16 protein-coding genes are annotated in these 16,389 nt (G+C 71.3%); 12 read left to right on the plus strand and 4 right to left on the minus strand.

Translation table 11 applies throughout. The features are described 5' to 3' along the window. Nucleotides 1-927 carry a fumarylacetoacetate hydrolase family protein gene (locus ACTU3I_RS02795; protein ID WP_442924087.1) on the plus strand — a complete coding sequence of 309 codons (927 nt, stop codon included), beginning with the start codon at nucleotides 1-3 and terminating at the stop codon, nucleotides 925-927. Continuing rightward, the gene (locus ACTU3I_RS02800; RefSeq protein WP_442924088.1) at nucleotides 924-1,886 is read left to right on the plus strand and encodes an amidohydrolase family protein; all 963 of its coding nucleotides are present in this window, start codon (nucleotides 924-926) and stop codon (nucleotides 1,884-1,886) included. The genes ACTU3I_RS02795 and ACTU3I_RS02800 overlap by 4 nt, the downstream gene beginning before the upstream one ends. Here the strand turns inward: ACTU3I_RS02800 and ACTU3I_RS02805 are convergent. After that, nucleotides 1,845-2,828: a LysR family transcriptional regulator gene (locus ACTU3I_RS02805; RefSeq protein ID WP_442924089.1), complete on the minus strand. Its 984-nt coding sequence runs from the start codon at nucleotides 2,826-2,828 to the stop codon at nucleotides 1,845-1,847. The genes ACTU3I_RS02800 and ACTU3I_RS02805 overlap by 42 nt on opposite strands. Before the next feature lie 211 nt (nucleotides 2,829-3,039). Here ACTU3I_RS02805 and dcd point away from each other — a divergent pair, with 211 nt between their 5' ends. The 3 genes from dcd (at nucleotide 3,040) to ACTU3I_RS02820 (ending at nucleotide 5,768) form a co-directional block, all read left to right on the plus strand. Next, nucleotides 3,040-3,645 carry a dCTP deaminase gene (gene dcd, locus ACTU3I_RS02810; RefSeq protein WP_442924090.1) on the plus strand — a complete coding sequence of 202 codons (606 nt, stop codon included), beginning with the start codon at nucleotides 3,040-3,042 and terminating at the stop codon, nucleotides 3,643-3,645. 112 nt (nucleotides 3,646-3,757) lie between these two features. Further along, complete coding sequence (locus ACTU3I_RS02815) at nucleotides 3,758-4,729, plus strand: alpha/beta hydrolase (RefSeq protein ID WP_442924091.1); 972 nt, start codon at nucleotides 3,758-3,760, stop codon at nucleotides 4,727-4,729. Between the two features lie 58 nt (nucleotides 4,730-4,787). Beyond that, complete coding sequence (locus ACTU3I_RS02820) at nucleotides 4,788-5,768, plus strand: helix-turn-helix domain-containing protein (RefSeq protein WP_442924092.1); 981 nt, start codon at nucleotides 4,788-4,790, stop codon at nucleotides 5,766-5,768. A 38-nt stretch (nucleotides 5,769-5,806) separates the two neighbouring features. Here ACTU3I_RS02820 and ACTU3I_RS02825 read toward each other — a convergent pair whose 3' ends face one another. Further along, complete coding sequence (locus ACTU3I_RS02825) at nucleotides 5,807-6,508, minus strand: MarR family winged helix-turn-helix transcriptional regulator (protein WP_442924093.1); 702 nt, start codon at nucleotides 6,506-6,508, stop codon at nucleotides 5,807-5,809. A 118-nt stretch (nucleotides 6,509-6,626) separates the two neighbouring features. Between ACTU3I_RS02825 and ACTU3I_RS02830 the strand changes: the two genes are divergently transcribed. Beyond that, a complete protein-coding gene (locus tag ACTU3I_RS02830; RefSeq protein WP_442924094.1) occupies nucleotides 6,627-7,151 on the plus strand; it encodes a MarR family winged helix-turn-helix transcriptional regulator in 525 nt (174 codons plus the stop codon). Nucleotides 7,152-7,248: 97 nt separating this feature from the next. Here ACTU3I_RS02830 and ACTU3I_RS02835 read toward each other — a convergent pair whose 3' ends face one another. After that, entirely contained in the window at nucleotides 7,249-8,559 is a 1,311-nt protein-coding gene (locus tag ACTU3I_RS02835; RefSeq protein ID WP_442924095.1) for an MFS transporter, read from the minus strand. A 152-nt stretch (nucleotides 8,560-8,711) separates the two neighbouring features. Between ACTU3I_RS02835 and ACTU3I_RS02840 the strand changes: the two genes are divergently transcribed. From ACTU3I_RS02840 to ACTU3I_RS02865, 6 genes are all read left to right on the plus strand, one after another. Then, nucleotides 8,712-9,239, plus strand: a complete 528-nt coding sequence (locus ACTU3I_RS02840; RefSeq protein ID WP_442924096.1) for a hypothetical protein — start codon at nucleotides 8,712-8,714, stop codon at nucleotides 9,237-9,239. Nucleotides 9,240-9,401: 162 nt separating this feature from the next. Next, nucleotides 9,402-11,270: a molecular chaperone DnaK gene (gene dnaK, locus ACTU3I_RS02845; protein WP_442924097.1), complete on the plus strand. Its 1,869-nt coding sequence runs from the start codon at nucleotides 9,402-9,404 to the stop codon at nucleotides 11,268-11,270. Nucleotide 11,271: 1 nt separating this feature from the next. Then, entirely contained in the window at nucleotides 11,272-11,871 is a 600-nt protein-coding gene (locus tag ACTU3I_RS02850) for a nucleotide exchange factor GrpE (protein WP_442924098.1), read from the plus strand. An 8-nt stretch (nucleotides 11,872-11,879) separates the two neighbouring features. Continuing rightward, complete coding sequence (locus tag ACTU3I_RS02855) at nucleotides 11,880-12,881, plus strand: DnaJ C-terminal domain-containing protein (RefSeq protein ID WP_442924099.1); 1,002 nt, start codon at nucleotides 11,880-11,882, stop codon at nucleotides 12,879-12,881. 22 nt (nucleotides 12,882-12,903) lie between these two features. After that, nucleotides 12,904-13,338, plus strand: a complete 435-nt coding sequence (locus ACTU3I_RS02860; protein ID WP_442924100.1) for a heat shock protein transcriptional repressor HspR — start codon at nucleotides 12,904-12,906, stop codon at nucleotides 13,336-13,338. A gap of 170 nt (nucleotides 13,339-13,508) precedes the next feature. Continuing rightward, a complete protein-coding gene (locus ACTU3I_RS02865; protein WP_442924101.1) occupies nucleotides 13,509-14,255 on the plus strand; it encodes a potassium channel family protein in 747 nt (248 codons plus the stop codon). A gap of 9 nt (nucleotides 14,256-14,264) precedes the next feature. Here ACTU3I_RS02865 and ACTU3I_RS02870 read toward each other — a convergent pair whose 3' ends face one another. After that, nucleotides 14,265-16,388 carry a GMC oxidoreductase gene (locus ACTU3I_RS02870; protein ID WP_442924102.1) on the minus strand — a complete coding sequence of 708 codons (2,124 nt, stop codon included), beginning with the start codon at nucleotides 16,386-16,388 and terminating at the stop codon, nucleotides 14,265-14,267. Nucleotide 16,389: the final 1 nt, after the last annotated feature.

Consider the following 16,389-nt stretch of genomic DNA (forward strand, 5'->3'; position numbering starts at 1 on the left):
ATGCGATTCGTGACATTCACCGACGGCGTGCAGGAGCGTGTCGGTGTCGTGGACGGGGCGGTCATCCATGCGCTCGCGCCTGGGGAGACCCTTCGAGGGCTGCTCGGCGACGACGGCGAACGTCTGCAGCGGGCGGGCGGCGAGGCCTTGCAGAGGCCGCACGACGTGTGGCCCCTCGGGGGCGTGCAGCTTCGGGCGCCGATCCCGGACCCGCCGACGGTGCGCGATTTCATGACCTTCGAGCGTCACTACGCCGGCGCGCTGATGATGGCCGACCCCGACGCGACGATCCCGGAGCAGTGGTACAGGGTGCCCGCCTTCTACTTCAGCAACCCCTATGCCGTCCGCGGTCCCGCCGACGATGTTCCCGTGCCGCCGGGTAGCTCGCTGTTCGACTTCGAGCTGGAAGTGGCGGCGGTCATCGGAAAAGGGGGCCGTGACATCCGCGTCGAAGATGCCGAACAACACATCGCGGGCTACTGTCTGCTCAACGATTGGTCGGCTCGTGACATCCAGTTCGCCGAGATGAGCGTGCGCCTGGGGACTGCCAAGGGCAAGGACACCACGCTGTCACTCGGTCCGGCCCTCGTCACGCCCGACGAGCTCGAGCCGTATCGCTCCGGCTCGGGGTTCGCCCTCGAGATGGTCGCGCAGGTCAACGGCGAGGTGATCGGCACCGACCGGCTCGACTCGATGCACTTCTCCTTCGCCGAGATGATCGCGCACGCGAGCCGTGGCACCGAGGTGCGCCCGGGCGACGTTCTCGGTTCGGGGACGTCCGGGGGAGGATGTCTCGCCGAGCTGTGGGGTCGCCGGGGAAGGGACGCCCACCCCCCGCTGGCCCCGGGCGATGTCGTCACGCTCTCGGTCGACGTGCTCGGCAGCATGTCATCCCGCGTGGTCGCGTACGAAGACATCGTCTGGTGAGCGATCCGGATGCCGGCCCTGTCGTCGACGTCCACTCCCACTTCCTCGCCCCCGGCGGTCGCGAGGACGGGCCGCGGCTCCTGATCGACGAGCACGGCATCGGGCACCTCCGTCACCGCGCGTCGTCGCGGACGGTGCCGGCTGAGCTGTGGGACGTCTCGCGTCGCCTCGCCGCCCTCGACGAGGCCGGGGTCTCCCAGCAGGTCATCTCCCCGCTGGCCGCCGTCATGGAGCACGCGTGGGCGGCCGGTCCCGCGTACGCGAGAGAGGTGAACGAATCGATCGCGGCCGCGTGCGCCGATTCGGGAGGGCGCCTCCTCGGGCTGGGGTGCCTTCCGCGGGAGGACGTCGCCGACGAGCTGGCGCGCTGTCGTGCGATCGGTCTGAGGGGCGTGGCGGTGGGGACGACCCTGGGCGGGCTCGATCTCGACGATCCGCTGGTCGCGCCGGTGTGGGAGCAGTGTCAGGCGCAGGACGCGGCAGTGTTCGTCCATCCCGTCGCCCACGGTCGAGGCGTGCTGCGGCGGGATGATCCGCGGATGGCCGTCGGGCTGGGGATGCTCACCGACAGCGCGATCGCCACGAGCGCGCTCGTCTTCGGGGGTGTGCTGGAGTCGCATCCCGCCCTGCGCGTCGCCGTGGCCAACGGGGGCGGCACGTTCGCGGCCGCCTACCCCCGCCTCCGAGACCTGCACCTCGACCACGGCGCGCCAGAGCACTGGGACCTGCTGGTGCGCCGCATCGACGCCGACGCCACCGCAGCGGATCTGCCGCAGCTGACCCTGCTGGCGCATCGATTCGGCAGCGATCGGCTTCTCCTGGGCAGCGATGCTCCCTTCATGCCGGGGCAGCTGTTGCGCATGCAGGACGTCGCACGGGCGGCGGTCGCGACCGCCGTCGCCGACGCAGCCGCACTGCTACGGGGAAACGCCCTCGCCTTCCTGGGTGGCGGTCGCTGAACCCTCGGAGAGGGTCGCACCATCCCTCCCTCCGCCGAGGAACGGAACCTCGGCGGAGAGATCCGACAGGCGCGCACGGGCGACGCTGACCACGACGCCGACGGCGGCGGTGGGTCGCCGTCCCGCGCGCGTGACCGCCGCGACGTGGCGGCGAATCGGCGGGTCGATCTGAACCGCTCGCAGCGCGCCGCGCTCGATGTCCTCCTGCACGAAGGACACCGGCAGCACGGAGCAGTACTCCGCCCGCAGCACGAGCGAGCGGATCATGTGGAGGGAGTCGATCTCGACGCCGAGCTCCTCCGGCTGCGCGTCCAGATCGGCGCGGCGCACGAGGTTGCGGTAGCCGGGGCTGAGGGCGAGCGGAAGCGAATGCAGGCGCTCGGTGGGGATGCGCTCGCCGATGTCGTCCGGGAGCAGCTCCGGCGCGCCTACGAGCACCGCGGTGTCGCTTCCGATGTCAGTGAACTCCAGTCGCGGGCTCTCGTCGTGCGGAGGCCAGCGCGAGGACAGAGCGACGTCCAGACGCCCGAGGTCGAGCCATTCCATCAGGAACAGCGGCGGCGCCTCGATGATCTGGAGTCGCACGGCCGGATGCCGCCGGGCGAACGTCATGCGCAGGTGATCGGCCAGCGGCGGAACGAGCGCCGGCGAGATCCCCACCGTGACCGTGCCGGTCAGCTGTTCGGGTGCTTCGCGGACCGCTTCGGGGATCTTCCTCAGGTAGTCGAGGACGACATCGCACATCTCGGTCAGGCGCCTGCCCGCCTCTGTGGCCCGGACGCCGTCTGCGCCTCGGATGAGCAGCTCGACACCGAGCTCGATCTCCAGCGCGCGCACCTGCTTGCTCAGTGCCGGCTGGCTCACGTGGAGGGTGCGGGCGGCCCGCCCGAAGCTGCCCTCGTGTGCGATCGCCGAGAAGTACTCGAGCTGCCTGATCTCCACGCTCACACCGACCGTTCCGACAGCGTCGAGGGAGGGTCCAGCTCGACGGTGAGGACAAGTTCTCCGCATCCTATCCCGGCCTCGCCGCACTGCCGCGAGACTCCACCTCGGCGCCGAGACCGCACGAGCGCCACGAGACTGCGGGCGGCGGCTGCTGTCTCGTGGCGCGGATGCAGTCTCGCGGTCTGGCCCGTGCCCCTAGGCTGATGCCGTGCTGCTCTCCGATCGCGACATCACCGCCGAGCTCGAGTCCGGACGCATCGGGTTGGCGCCATCCGACCCCGCCATGGTGCAGCCCTCGAGCGTCGATGTGCGCCTCGACCGGTACTTCCGCCTCTTCGACAATCACAAGTACCCGTTCATCGATCCGGCCGAAGATCAGCCCGAGCTGACCCGGCTCATCGAGGTGGCCCCCGACGAGCCGTTCATCCTGCACCCGGGCGAGTTCGCGCTCGGGTCGACGTACGAGCAGGTGCGCCTCCCCGACGACGTCGCCGCGCGCCTCGAGGGCAAGTCGTCGCTCGGGCGGCTGGGCCTGCTGACGCACTCCACGGCCGGCTTCATCGATCCCGGATTCACCGGGCACGTGACGCTCGAACTGTCGAACGTGGCGACGCTGCCGATCAAGCTGTGGCCGGGGATGAAGATCGGCCAGCTGTGCTTCTTCCGTCTGTCCTCGCCCGCCGAGAACCCCTACGGCTCGGGCCCCTACGGCAACCGGTACCAGGGACAGCGTGGTCCCACCGCATCCCGGTCGTTCCTCAACTTCCACCGCACCGACGTGGGCGTCACGGACGCGGGCTCCGCCGGCCGCTGAGCCGATCCGCCACGTGGCGGGAGGGATCGCCGCATTCTGACGCGCGCGGCGGATGCTGCGGCGCGAACGACGGCGGATGCTGAGGGGAATTGCCGAACGAAGGAGTTCTCTCATGGCCAGCTCTACCTCGCCCGCCCGCCCGCCCTTCGACCCGGAGCTGGAGGCCGTGCTGGTGACTCTGGCCGACCAGCTGCCGCCCACCATCACGCCCGAGATGATCGACGTGCTGCGCGCGGACACGGCACTGCAGCCGCTCGACGACCTGCTGGCCGAGGTCGGCGTGGAGCGGGATGACCAGACGATCCCGGGATACGAAGGCGAAAGCATCACGGTCTCGGTGCTGAGGCGCACGGGGCGCACGGGTCCCGGCCCGGGGATCTATCACACCCACGGCGGCGGCATGGTCATGGGAGACCGCTTCCTGGGGCTCGTGCAGTTCCTGCCCTGGATCGTGGAGTTCGATGCCGTGGTGGTGACAGTGGAGTACCGGCTCGCGCCGGAGTTCCCCGATCCCTACCCGGTGGAGGACTGCTACGCGGGGCTCCTGTGGACCGCCGAGCATGCCGACGACCTGGGGATCGATCCCGACCGGCTGCTGATCGGGGGCGCGAGCGCGGGGGGTGGGCTCGCTGCCGGCACCGCTCTTCTCGCCCGCGACCGCCGCGGCCCGGAGCTGGCCGGTCAGGTCCTCATCTACCCCATGCTGGACGACCGCGACAGCTCGGTGTCGACGCTTCAGATCCAGGGCGTCGGCGTGTGGGATCGCACCTCGAACATCACCGGGTGGACGGCGCTCCTGGGTGAGCGTCGCGGCACCGAAGACGTGTCGATCTACGCCGCTCCGGCGCGGGCGACCGACCTCTCCGGACTGCCGCCGGCGTTCGTCGAATGCGGCAGCGCCGAGGTCTTCCGCGATGAGGACGTCGCGTATGCCACGGCGCTGTGGCACGCCGGCGTGCAGGCAGAACTGCACGTGTGGCCGGGCGGATTCCACGGGTTCGACATCATGGCGCCGCACACCGCCCTGGCTCAGGCCGCAACGTCGGCGCGCAACGCGTGGGTGGATCGCGTCCTCGGCGCCTGAAGCGGAGCATCCGCCCCGCTGCGGGGCTATCGTTGCTGCCAGACGCGATGGAGCGGACATGCAGGAACTCGTCGGCCGGTTGACCGCGCTGGATCCCGAAGCCAGCGAATCCCTCAAAGTGGTGTCGTATTTCGACGCGCTCGTCTCGGGCGGAGTCGGCATAGAGGCTCTGCTCCGCGGCGCGGCGGTGCTGTCGGGGACGGTCGCCGGTGCGGACACCGCGGGACGCAGGCTGCGAGTGAATCCCGAGGGTGAGCGCGTGGACGGCGCGGGAGGCGGCCGCGACTGGCCGTCGCGCCCCACGCCCGACGGGACGGTGTGGATCGAGCGCTCCGGCACGGCGCACGCGAACGATGCGATGGTGCTGGAGCGGCTCGCGCTCGCCGTGTCGCTCGCGCAGGAGCGGCGTGGATCCACCCCGGAGAGCGCGCTCCACGTGGCGATCGACGCCGCACGGTCGGGGGACGAGCGCCGTGTCGCGCTGGCCCGCCTGCGCGTCGAGCCTGGCGCCACGGTGCGCGTGCTCGCGGTGCCCGCGGCCGATGCCCTCGCTCCGCCGTCGACGGTCGTCGCGACACCGCACGGGCTGGTGCGTGCCGCCTTCCTGTCGGGGATCGCCGCGTCACTGCCCGGCGCGCGCGCCGGGATCGGCGTACCCGTGCCCGCGGAGGACGCGCCACGTTCGTTCGACACGGCGGTGGTGGCGCTGCGCCTCAGCCGCGCGGAGGAGGCGGTCGTCGACGCATCCGACTACGGGGTGCTGTTGGCGGCGGCGCAGGCCCTCCAGGCGACGTCGCACCCGGATGCGGCGGTGCTCTCCGCGCTCGACGAGCGCGCTTGCGAGGTGCTTCACGCGGTCGTGGAATCCGATAGCCTGCGTGGCGCCGCATCCGCCCTCGGCATGCATCACTCGACAGTGCAGGCGCGCTACGAAGCGCTCGTGCGGGAGCTCGGCTGGGACCCGCGGAGCCCGAAGGGGCGGGCCCGGTACGAGATCGCGGCCCTCGTGCGGCGGCTCGCCGACGGACCGGGCGACTGACGCCGGTCCGCCGGCTGGGGACGTGCCGACGGGCGGGCTCAGCTCGCGTCGCCGGGTGCGCCGGCCGCGCGGCCCTGCGCGAACCCGGCGGTGAAGCCGCGCTCGAAAGCGGTGTCGTCGGAGGCGTCGCGTGCGGCGCCGCCCGGCCACGCGCCAGGGCCGAAGCCCGCGTGAGGCGCGAAGCCGCGCCCGAATCCGGCGTGGGGGCCGAACCCGCCGTCGAAGCCGTGGCCGTGTCGGCCGAAGCCGCGCGACGCGGGGCCGAATCCGAAGCCCCGCGGCCCCGGACCGAATCCGAAGCGACGGTGCTTTCCGCGTCCGCGGTCGAGCGGCGAGTTCTCGTCCCAGCCGAGCTCGCGCGCGATCGCTTCGAGGGAGGCGAGGGTCGTGGCGAAGTCCTCGGGGGAGACGGCGCCGCTCACCCGCGCGCGGACGGTCTCGACGATCGAACCGAGGCGCTCCTGGGCGGCGCGCCCCTCGTCGGTCAGCGAAAGCCCGTCGCTGGATTCGGCGACCCAGCCGCGGTCGATGAGGCGACGGACGCGGCCCCGGCGCTGCGCGAGTCGCGCGGCCAGCCAGGGAGCATCGATGTCGCCGGCGATCACGGTGAGGAGCATCCAGTCGCGTCGGGAGACGTCTTCGGCGGCGAGGGCCTCGGCGAATGCGCGGTCGATCAACGCGTCGACCGCGCGGAGCCAGAAGCCGAGGGGCGGTGTGGAGGTGGTGTCGGAGGTGTTCATGGCAAATCCTTTCGTCAGCGCGACCCGATGGCCGCGCATTACATGTCAGATGACAACCAACTCCATGTAGAGTGACATGCATCGCGGATACTTGTCAAGTGGCATGTAAATTGGGGCCATGACCGCAGACCCCGCCGACGACATCGCCGCCGCGCTGGCTCGACTGCGCGGCCCCCGGCAGCGTCCGCCCTGGGATGGTGGTCGCTGGGGACCGCACGGGGCCGCGGGGGGAGGCCACGGAGGCCGCGGGCCGTTCCCTCCGCACGGAGGGCCGCCGCCCTGGGCGGGCGCCCCGGGCCGCTTCGCCGGACCCGCGCGGCTGCGGCTGCTCGAAGCGCTCGTCGCGGCGTCGCATCCGCTCAGCGTGAGCGAGGCCGCCGAGGCGATCGGCGTCGACCAGCCGCGTGCGTCGCGGCTGGTGCAGCAGGCCGTCGAGCTCGGGCTGGCGCGGCGCGAGCCCGATCCCGACGACGCCCGCCGCACGCGTGTCGCGCCGACGGACGCCGGCACCGCCCTCGTGCGCGGGTTCCGCGGCGAGCGGCGCGACGCCGTCCGTCAGGCGCTCGAGGGCTTCAGCGACGCGGAACGCGCCGAGCTCGCCCGTCTGCTCGCGAAGCTCGCCGCGGCGTGGCCCCGCGCGTGACCCCGTCGCCGCGGCCGCGAGAGTGCATCGCCTCGGCGAGAGTGCACGAGATCCGGTGCCGCTTCGCCGACACGATGCACTCTCGGCGAAGCGGCGGCTACCGCAGCCGCTCCTGCTTTGCCCGCACGGGGAGGAGCAGCACGAGCCCGACGGCGATGACCAGCACGATGCCGAGGATGCCGAAGTAGGGGGCGCCGAACACCGTCACGAACACCGCGAACATCGTCGGCGCGAGGAACGACACGGCGCGGCCCGTCGTGGCGTAGAGCCCGAAGACCTCGCCCTCCCGCCCCGCCGGGATGATGCGCGCGAGGAAGGTGCGCGAGGCCGACTGGGCGGGTCCGACGAACAGGCAGAGGGCCAGACCCGCGGTCCAGAAGACGATCTGCCCGCCGTCGTGCAGGAGGAACACCAGCATCCCCGACACCACCAGACCGACGAGTGCGGTCACGATGACCGGCTTGGCGCCGAGCCGATCGTCGAGCGCCCCGACCGCGATCGTCGAGACCCCCGCCACGACGTTGGCGGCGACGGCGAAGATGATCACCTCGCCCGCGGAGAACCCGAAGACGGATGCGGCCAGCACACCGCCGAACGTGAAGACGCCGGCCAGCCCGTCCCGGAACACCGCGCTCGCGAGCAGGAACCAGACGGTGTGCCGGGACTCGCGCCACAGGCGCGCGATGTCGCGGGCGAGCCGTCCGTAGGAGGCGAGGAATCCCACGCGCTCGCGGCGGAAGCCGGCGCCGCGGTACTCGGGGACGGCGAAGAGCACCGGAAGGGCGAACACCCCGAACCAGGCGGCGGAGACGAGCATGGCGATGCGGACCGGCCATCCGTCTTCTTCGGGGACTCCGAACAGCCCTTGGATGAAGCCGAAGTAGACGATCAGCAGCAGCACGATGCCGCCGACATATCCCATGCCCCATCCGAAGCCGCTCACCCGGCCGATCGATCGCGGCGTGGAGACCTGCGACAGCATGGCGTTGTAGTTCACGCCGGCGAACTCGAAGAAGACGTTGCCGGCGGCGACGAGGAAGAGCCCGAGCCACAGGAACGACGGGTCCGGCACGACGAAGACCATGGCGGCGGTGAGGGCCACGACGATGTAGGTGTTGACGGCGAGCCACAGCTTCCGCCGCCCGGAGGTGTCCGAGCGCTGCCCGGTCACCGGGGCGAGGAGGGCGATGAGGAGCCCGGCCGCCGCCAGCGCCCAGCCCAGCTGCGCCTCCACCTCGCCCGCCGGGCCGAAGCTGTCGCTGGTGAGGTAGACGGTGAAGACGAAGGTCGTGACGACCGCGTTGAACGCCGCCGACCCCCAGTCCCACAGCCCCCAGGCGAAGACCGCGCCCCGGCGGGTGCTGCCGGGCGCCGGCTCGACGGCTGCGGGGGCATCGGGTGAGTTCATGTCTGCCACGATGGGCCCCTTCGATGAACGGCCGGTGCGGTTCCGGACGGCTGCGACGTCGTCGTCACGCTGCTCAGGCTAGCGCCGCCCGACGGCGCCGGTGCCAGGGCGCGTCGATCCACCGGCGCGGCCCGGTGGATAGGCTTCGCCGCATGCGGGAGAACCGGCGCACCCACGACCCCGACTTCGACGGCGACGATGTCGCGTTCGCGAAGTACTTCAAGGAGCGGGTCTACGCCACCTTCACCGGGCTCGCCATCGTCCTGGTCGTCGCCGTGGCGGAGCATCCGCACGCCTCCCACGGCCTCACCGCCCTGCTCCTGGGGGTGGGGGGTATCGTCTCGGCCGGCCTGGTGTCGGATGTCATCGCCCACCTCGCCGTGCACCGCTCCCTGCCCGGGCGCGGCGAGCTCCTGCTGATGCTGCGCATCGCAGCCGGCGGCCTCGGCACCGTCGTCGCGCCCGCGATCGTCCTGCTGCTGGCGGTGCTCGGGGTCTTCGCCGACGATCCGGCGCTCACGGCGGCGACCATCATCTACCTGCTGACGTTGGCCGTCATCGGATGGCTCGCGGTGCGTCGGTCGCGGCTGTCATGGTGGGCGCAGATCATCGTCCTAGCGGTGTTGATCGTGCTCGGGCTGGCTGTCATCGGCATCCAGACGCTGGCGCACAATCTGTGACCGCCGCATCCGATGCAAAGTTGAGCCGATTCATAGCAAGTTCATTTGACGCCGGATGCGGCGCCGCGCTAGCCTTGAGTCATCGCGGCTCAACCTCCCGGAGCGGCCGCTCCAGACTTCCCGAGCCGGCTCCACCGGCGCAACGAAAGAGAGAGAACTGATATGCCACGTGCTGTGGGAATCGACCTCGGAACGACCAACTCGGTCGTGAGCGTCCTCGAAGGCGGCGAGCCGAAGGTCATCGCCAACGCCGAGGGCTTCCGTACCACCCCGTCGGTGGTCGCCTTCACGAAGGACGGCGAGGTGCTCGTCGGTGAGACCGCCAAGCGGCAGGCTGTCACCAACGTCGACCGCACCGTCGCCAGCGTCAAGCGTCACATGGGCACCACCTGGACGTTCGATGTCGACGGCAAGAAGTGGACGCCGCAGGAGATCTCCGCCCGCATCCTCCAGAAGCTCAAGCGCGACGCGGAGGAGTACCTCGGCGACAGCGTGACGGATGCGGTCATCACCGTGCCCGCGTACTTCAACGACGCCGAGCGCCAGGCCACCAAGGAGGCCGGCGAGATCGCGGGCCTGAACGTGCTGCGCATCATCAACGAGCCCACCGCCGCCGCGCTCGCATACGGCCTGGACAAGGGCAAGGAGGACGAGCTCATCCTCGTCTTCGACCTCGGTGGCGGAACGTTCGACGTGTCGCTGCTCGAAGTGGGCAAGGACGACGACTTCTCCACCATCCAGGTGCGCTCGACCGCGGGTGACAACCGCCTCGGCGGTGACGACTGGGACCAGCGCCTCGTCGACTACTTCATCAAGCAGTTCAAGGACACCACGGGCGTCGACGTCTCGGGCGACAAGATCGCGCTGCAGCGTCTCAAGGAGGCCGCCGAGCAGGCCAAGAAGGAGCTGTCCTCGTCGACCTCGACGAGCGTCAACCTGCCGTACCTCTCGCTGACCGAGTCGGGCCCGGTGTCGCTGTCGGAGACCATCACCCGCGCGAAGTTCGAGGACCTCACCAAGGACCTCCTCGACCGCACCAAGAAGCCGTTCGAAGACGTCATCCGCGAGGCCGGCATCAAGGTCGCCGACATCGCGCACGTCGTGCTCGTGGGTGGCTCCACCCGCATGCCCGCCGTCGCCGAGCTCGTCAAGCGCGAGGCCGGCAAGGAGGCCAACAAGGGTGTGAACCCGGACGAGGTCGTCGCCGTCGGCGCGGCGCTCCAGGCCGGCGTGCTGAAGGGCGAGCGCAAGGACGTCCTCCTCATCGACGTCACCCCGCTGTCGCTCGGCATCGAGACCAAGGGCGGCATCATGACGAAGCTCATCGAGCGCAACACCGCCATTCCCACCAAGCGCAGCGAGACCTTCACGACCGCCGACGACAACCAGCCGTCCGTGGCCATCCAGGTCTTCCAGGGCGAGCGCGAGTTCACCCGCGACAACAAGCCGCTGGGCACGTTCGAGCTCACCGGCATCGCGCCGGCTCCCCGCGGCATCCCGCAGGTCGAGGTCACCTTCGACATCGACGCCAACGGCATCGTGCACGTCTCGGCCAAGGACAAGGGCACGGGCAAGGAGCAGTCGATGACGATCACCGGCGGCTCGTCGCTGGCCAAGGAGGACATCGAGCGGATGGTGCGCGAGGCCGAGGAGCACGCGGCCGAGGACAAGAAGCGCCGCGAGTCGGCCGAGACCCGCAACCAGGCCGAGACCCTGTCGTACTCGGTGGAGAAGCTCCTCAAGGACAACGAGGACAAGATCCCCGCCGAGGTCAAGGACTCCGTCCAGGCCGACGTCGACGCCCTGAAGTCGGCACTCGCCGGCGAGGACGACGACGCCGTGAAGACCGCTTTCGACCAGCTCAACCAGAGCCAGAGCGCGATCGGCGAGGCAATCTACCAGTCGTCGCAGCAGGCGGGCGAGAACCCCGATCCTGCCGCGAACGAGCCCGGGGCCGGCAACGTGCCGAACCCCGAGGAGGACGTGATCGACGCCGAAGTGGTCGACGACGAAGACGAGAAGAAGAGCTGACATGACGGACAAGAACTTCGAAGAGCCCCAGGGTGATGACGAGGTTCGACCGGACGAGGAGGGGTCGGTTGCTGAGCCTGTCGAAGCATCCGACCCCTCCGGCCAGGACGACCTGACGATCGACGACATCCTGGGGGCCGCGCAGACCGCCGAGGCCGCCGCAGAGGATGCGAAGTTCGCCGACCTCGAGTCGGCGCTGCTGAACGACCTCAAGCGGTTGCAGGCCGAGTACGCCAACTACCGCCGCCGTACCGAGGAGCAGCGCCAGGTCGAGATCGAGCGCGCGAAGGGCGAGGCCGCGAAGGGACTGCTGCCGGTGCTCGACGACCTCGACCGTGCTGAGAAGCACGGCGACCTCGAGGCCGGGACGCCGTTCGCGGCGATCGGCGAGAAGGTGCGCGCTGTCGCCGAGCGCCTCGGCGTCGTGGCGTACGGGGCGGCGGGCGAGCCCTTCGACCCGCAGCAGCACGAGGCGATCTTCCAGGCGCCGACACCGGGGACGAGCGAGCCGACCGTGCTGGAGGTCGTCGAGGTCGGATACCGACTGGGATCCGTCGAGCTGCGACCGGCTAAGGTCGTCGTCGCGGTCCCCGCCGAGTAGGAGCGCGCATGGCGAGTCAGGATTGGTTCGACAAGGACTTCTACAAGGTCCTCGGCGTCGACAAGGGCGTCAGCGAAGCCGATCTGAAGAAGACGTATCGCAAGCTCGCCCGCAAGTATCACCCCGACTCCAATCCGGGTGACGCGAAGGCCGAGGCCACGTTCAAGGAGATCAGCGAGGCGTACGCCGTGCTGAGCGACCCCGAGCAGCGCGCGGAGTACGACCAGATCCGTGCGATGGGCTCCGGCGCCCGCTTCTCGGCGGGCGGGGCGGATGCCGGCGGCTTCGAGGACGTGTTCAGCATGTTCGGGCAGGGCGGCCGGGGCACGCGCTCCCGCACCTCGACCGGTGGCGCGGGCTTCGAGGACTTCTTCGCCGGTTTCGAGCAGCAGGGCGGGAGCTTCGGCTCCGGGCGGTTCGGACAGCCCTCGGGAGGATTCCGCGGGTTCGGCGGCCCCCAGCGCGGTGCCGACGTCACGGCCCGCACGACGGTCGATTTCGTCACCGCCACGCAGGGCGAGACCATCACCCTCCAGGGTGAGGACGGCAAGCCTTTCAAGGTCAAGATCCCCGCGGGTGTCGCGGACGGGCAGAAGATCCGGCTGCGAGGCCGCGGTCGGCCGTCGCCGGATGGTGGCGAGCCCGGCGACATCGTCGTTCAGGTCGCGGTGCGACCGCATCCGGTTTTCACGCGCGACGGGCTCAACCTGCGCGTGACGGTGCCGGTGACGTTCACGGAGGCGGCTCTCGGCGCGACGATCGAGGTGCCGACGCTCGGTGGCGACGTCGTGAAGCTCCGCGTCGCCCCCGGCACACCGTCCGGGCGCGTGCTGCGGGTGAAAGGCCGGGGCGTCACGACGGCGAAGGGCACCGGCGACCTCCTCGCCGAGGTGCAGGTCGTCGTGCCGTCGCACCTGGACGACAAGGCTCGCGAGGCGCTGGAGCGCTTCGCGGAGCAGGAACCCAAGGAGAACCCGCGCGCCGACCTCATGTCGAAGGCGCGCGGCTGAGAGGGTCTGTGAGGTGAGGGAGATGGCTGACGACGAGATCGACGAGGACGCCCCGATCTTCGCGATCGCGGTGGCCGCGGAGCTGTCCAACATGCACCCGCAGACCCTCCGCCAGTACGACCGTCTCGGCCTCGTGGTCCCCGCCCGCACGCAAGGAGGGTCGCGGCGCTACTCCACGCGTCACGTCGAACAGCTGCGCGAGGTCGCACGACTGTCGGGCGAGGGGATGAGCCTTCCCGCCATCGCCCGGCTGCTCGCCCTGGAAGAACGCGTGCACTCCCTGTCGCGGCGCGTGTCCGATCTGGAGCGCCAGCTGATCGCGGAGCGCGAGTCGCGCCCGGGCGCGCGGGTGTTCGCCGCCGGCGCGACGGGGTCGGTCATCACCCTGCGTCACGGCGCCCGCGTCCGGCGCGCCACCGATATCGTGCTGTGGCGTCCGCGCCACTCGGAGGACTAACCCCGTTCACCGGGCGAGCCCCGGACCCTGGCCGAGCGCCGACCTCCGGACGCTGCGCGAGCGCCGCCCCCCGGACGCTGAGCGAGCGCCGCCCCCTCCGGACGCTGAGCGAGCGCAGCGAGACGAAGCGTCCGAAGCCGCGCGCGCCGCCGCCGCCCTACAGTTCTGCCATGGGTGAATTGCAGGGCGGGCGAGATCGCGGCGAGACGCGGGCCACCCGCCGATGGGAATCGGCGACGTTCTGGCCGCTGACGGTGGCGGCTCTCGCCTTTCTCGTCGCCTACACCTTCCAGGTGATCGGCGACCTCCAGGGGCCCGCCGAAGCCGCCACCGCCGCCATCGTCGTCGGCACGTGGGCGCTGTTCGTCGCCGACTACCTCGTGCGGCTGGCGCTGTCGCATCCGCGCGGGGTGTGGTTTCGCGCCCACCTGTTCGACGTGGCGATGGTGCTCGTCCCGACGCTGCGCCCGGTGCGCCTCCTCGGGGCGCTCACGCGGCTGACCTCCTTCACGCACTCGGCGGCGAGCTCCCTCCGCGCGCGCCTGCTGATCTACGGCGCCGGCGCCGCTCTGCTGCTCATCTGGTCGGCGTCGCTCCTCGTCCTCGAGGCCGAGCGTCACGCGCCGGGCGCCAACATCACCCGGTTCGGCGACGCGGTGTGGTGGGCGTTCTGCACCGTCACGACCGTCGGCTACGGCGACTACACCCCGGTGACGGTGCCGGGGCGGATCACCGCGGTCTTCCTCATGGTGGGCGGCGTCGTGCTCGTCGGACTCGTCGTGGCCTCGTTCTCGTCGTGGGTCGCCGAGCGCGCCACGCGCGGTCACGAAGAGCAGCGCGCCGCGACCAAGGGCGACGTCGACGAACTCGTCCGGGAGCTGCAGGACGGCGTCAGGCGGCCCGATCCGAAACCTTGACCGCGGGGCTCATGCCCGCGGGGCGCGCCGCAGGGCCCGAGCGGCGAAGGACAGGCCGAACCGCCGCAGCACGCTCGCGCGGCGAGACAGGGTGAATCCCTCGCCCCGGATGCTGGCGAGCAGCGCCGCGACGGCACCGGCGCCGATCGCGACGACGCCGCGCACCGCGGGCGCGCCGTCGAGCTGCCACCTCAGCCGCGTCACACCGTGCCAGCGGGCGAGCGGGCCCCGGCCGAGGAAGGCCTTCTCGCCGACGAGGGTGCGTTCTGCACCGCCGTCGTCGGTAAAGTCCAGCACGTAGCGCATCGCGAGATCGGATCCATCCGGAAAGAGGGACAGAGTCCCTCGCAGCGGTCGATGATCGGCGACGCCGGCGATCGAGAGCGTGCCGGTGACCTCCAGCGGATGCGACGGGTCGGCGCTGAACGCATCGAACCCCTCGAACGACACCTCCAGGCGGAGGTCGGCCGCCGGTCCCATTCCCGCGCCACGGGGCGTCTGCATCCGCTCCCGGAATCCGACGCCGTCGCCGGACGTGCGGGCGTGAAGGGATGCCATCGCCGCGCCGGCGACGTCTTCGGGAATGGGGGCGGGCACGACGTCGGGCCACTCGGGTGCGCGCCATCCGGGGTCTGCGCTCAGGCGACGCACGAGATGCTCCGCGCTGCGTTCCGCGGCCGCGAGGATGGTGGCCGAGGGATTCACGCCCGTCGCGCCGGGCAGAGTCGATCCGTCGACCACGAACAGTCCGGGGTAACGGTGCACCTCGCCCCATTCGTCCACCACGCCGTCGGGACCGGCGGGTACACCGCCGAGGTTGTGCACGGTCACGGCGCGGCGGAGGAGCGTCCACGTGGGGGCGGCGTGCACGGGGGATCCGAGCATCCGTCGCAGGAGCGGGTTCACGCGTCCTTCGGCGCGGTACAGGCGCGCCTCGCGGCGGTTGTCCCACGCCACCACGGCACTCCCCGAGTCGTCGAGGGTGAGCCTGCCCGTGGCCGAGTCGTGTCCCATCGTGAGCAGAGCCATGCGCTCGTCGGGCGTGATCTCGCGCCGCCGCGCCCACGCCTCGCGCACCCGGCGCAGCGGCAGGGTGGCGCCGACCAGGAACTGCAGCGGGAGCGGGATGGCGCCGTCCTGCACCTGGAACCACACCGGCTTCCCGCCCTCGGGCACGTCGAGGATCGTGGTGGTCGTGATCGTCGGGCCGCGGGTGAGGTCGCCGGCGCCGGGAACACGGGTCGTCGCGAGGTAGTCGCCGTTTCCGGAGAAGCCGTCGCCGAGCCGCGCGGGGAGAGCCGGGAGCGTCCCGAGGACGTCGCGCTGGCGCAGAAGCAGCTCGGTCGATCCGACCGCTCCGGCGGCGACGAAGACGCGCGGCGCGGTGAGGGTGCCGCCGCCGTCTCCGCCGGGGCGCGGATCGCGCCACGACACGGCGTATCCGTCGCCGGCCGGTTCGATGCGCTCGACCTCGGCGTGCGGCACCGCGGTCGCGCCGGCGCGCTCGGCGACGGCGAGGTAGGTGTGGTCGAGGCTGTTCTTCGCGCCGCGGTTGCAGCCGATGACGCACTCGCCGACGAACGAGCATCCGCGCTGGTGAACCCCGTGGCGATTGGTCTCCACCGCATCCGGGTCTTGCTGGAACCGGACCGCCAGGAGGGGGCGGATGGTGCCGGCCGACCGGCCGAGCCGCGCCACGAGGTCTTCCATGAGGAGGGTGCGCGCGGGCGCCGCCCCGGTGGCGGGGTCGACCGCCACCGGGGCCACTCCGACCATGTGCGCGGCGAGGTCGTAGTACGGATCCAACGCCGACCGGCGCAGGTGCGGCGGCCAGCGCGGCGAGAGCGACGGGTCGTACGGGCGAGCGAAGACGTTGGCGTAGACGAGCGAGCCGCCGCCCCATCCGGCTGCCTGCACGCTGAGCATCCGGTCGAGCCACCGGATGTCGTACAGCCCCGCGCCCGAGCCCCACAGCCAGCCGTCCTTCAGATCGTCGGAGCGCGGGAAGGACCCGGGGGGCCAGCGACGGCCGCGCTCGAGGACGACCACCCGCAGGCCCGCCTGCGACAGGCGCGCGGCCAGCACCGCGCCGCCGAATCCGCTGCCGATGACGATGGCGTCCGCGTCGCTCATC

It is taken from the genome of Microbacterium sp. RD1 (genome assembly GCF_052220165.1).
Lineage (GTDB): Bacteria > Actinomycetota > Actinomycetes > Actinomycetales > Microbacteriaceae > Microbacterium.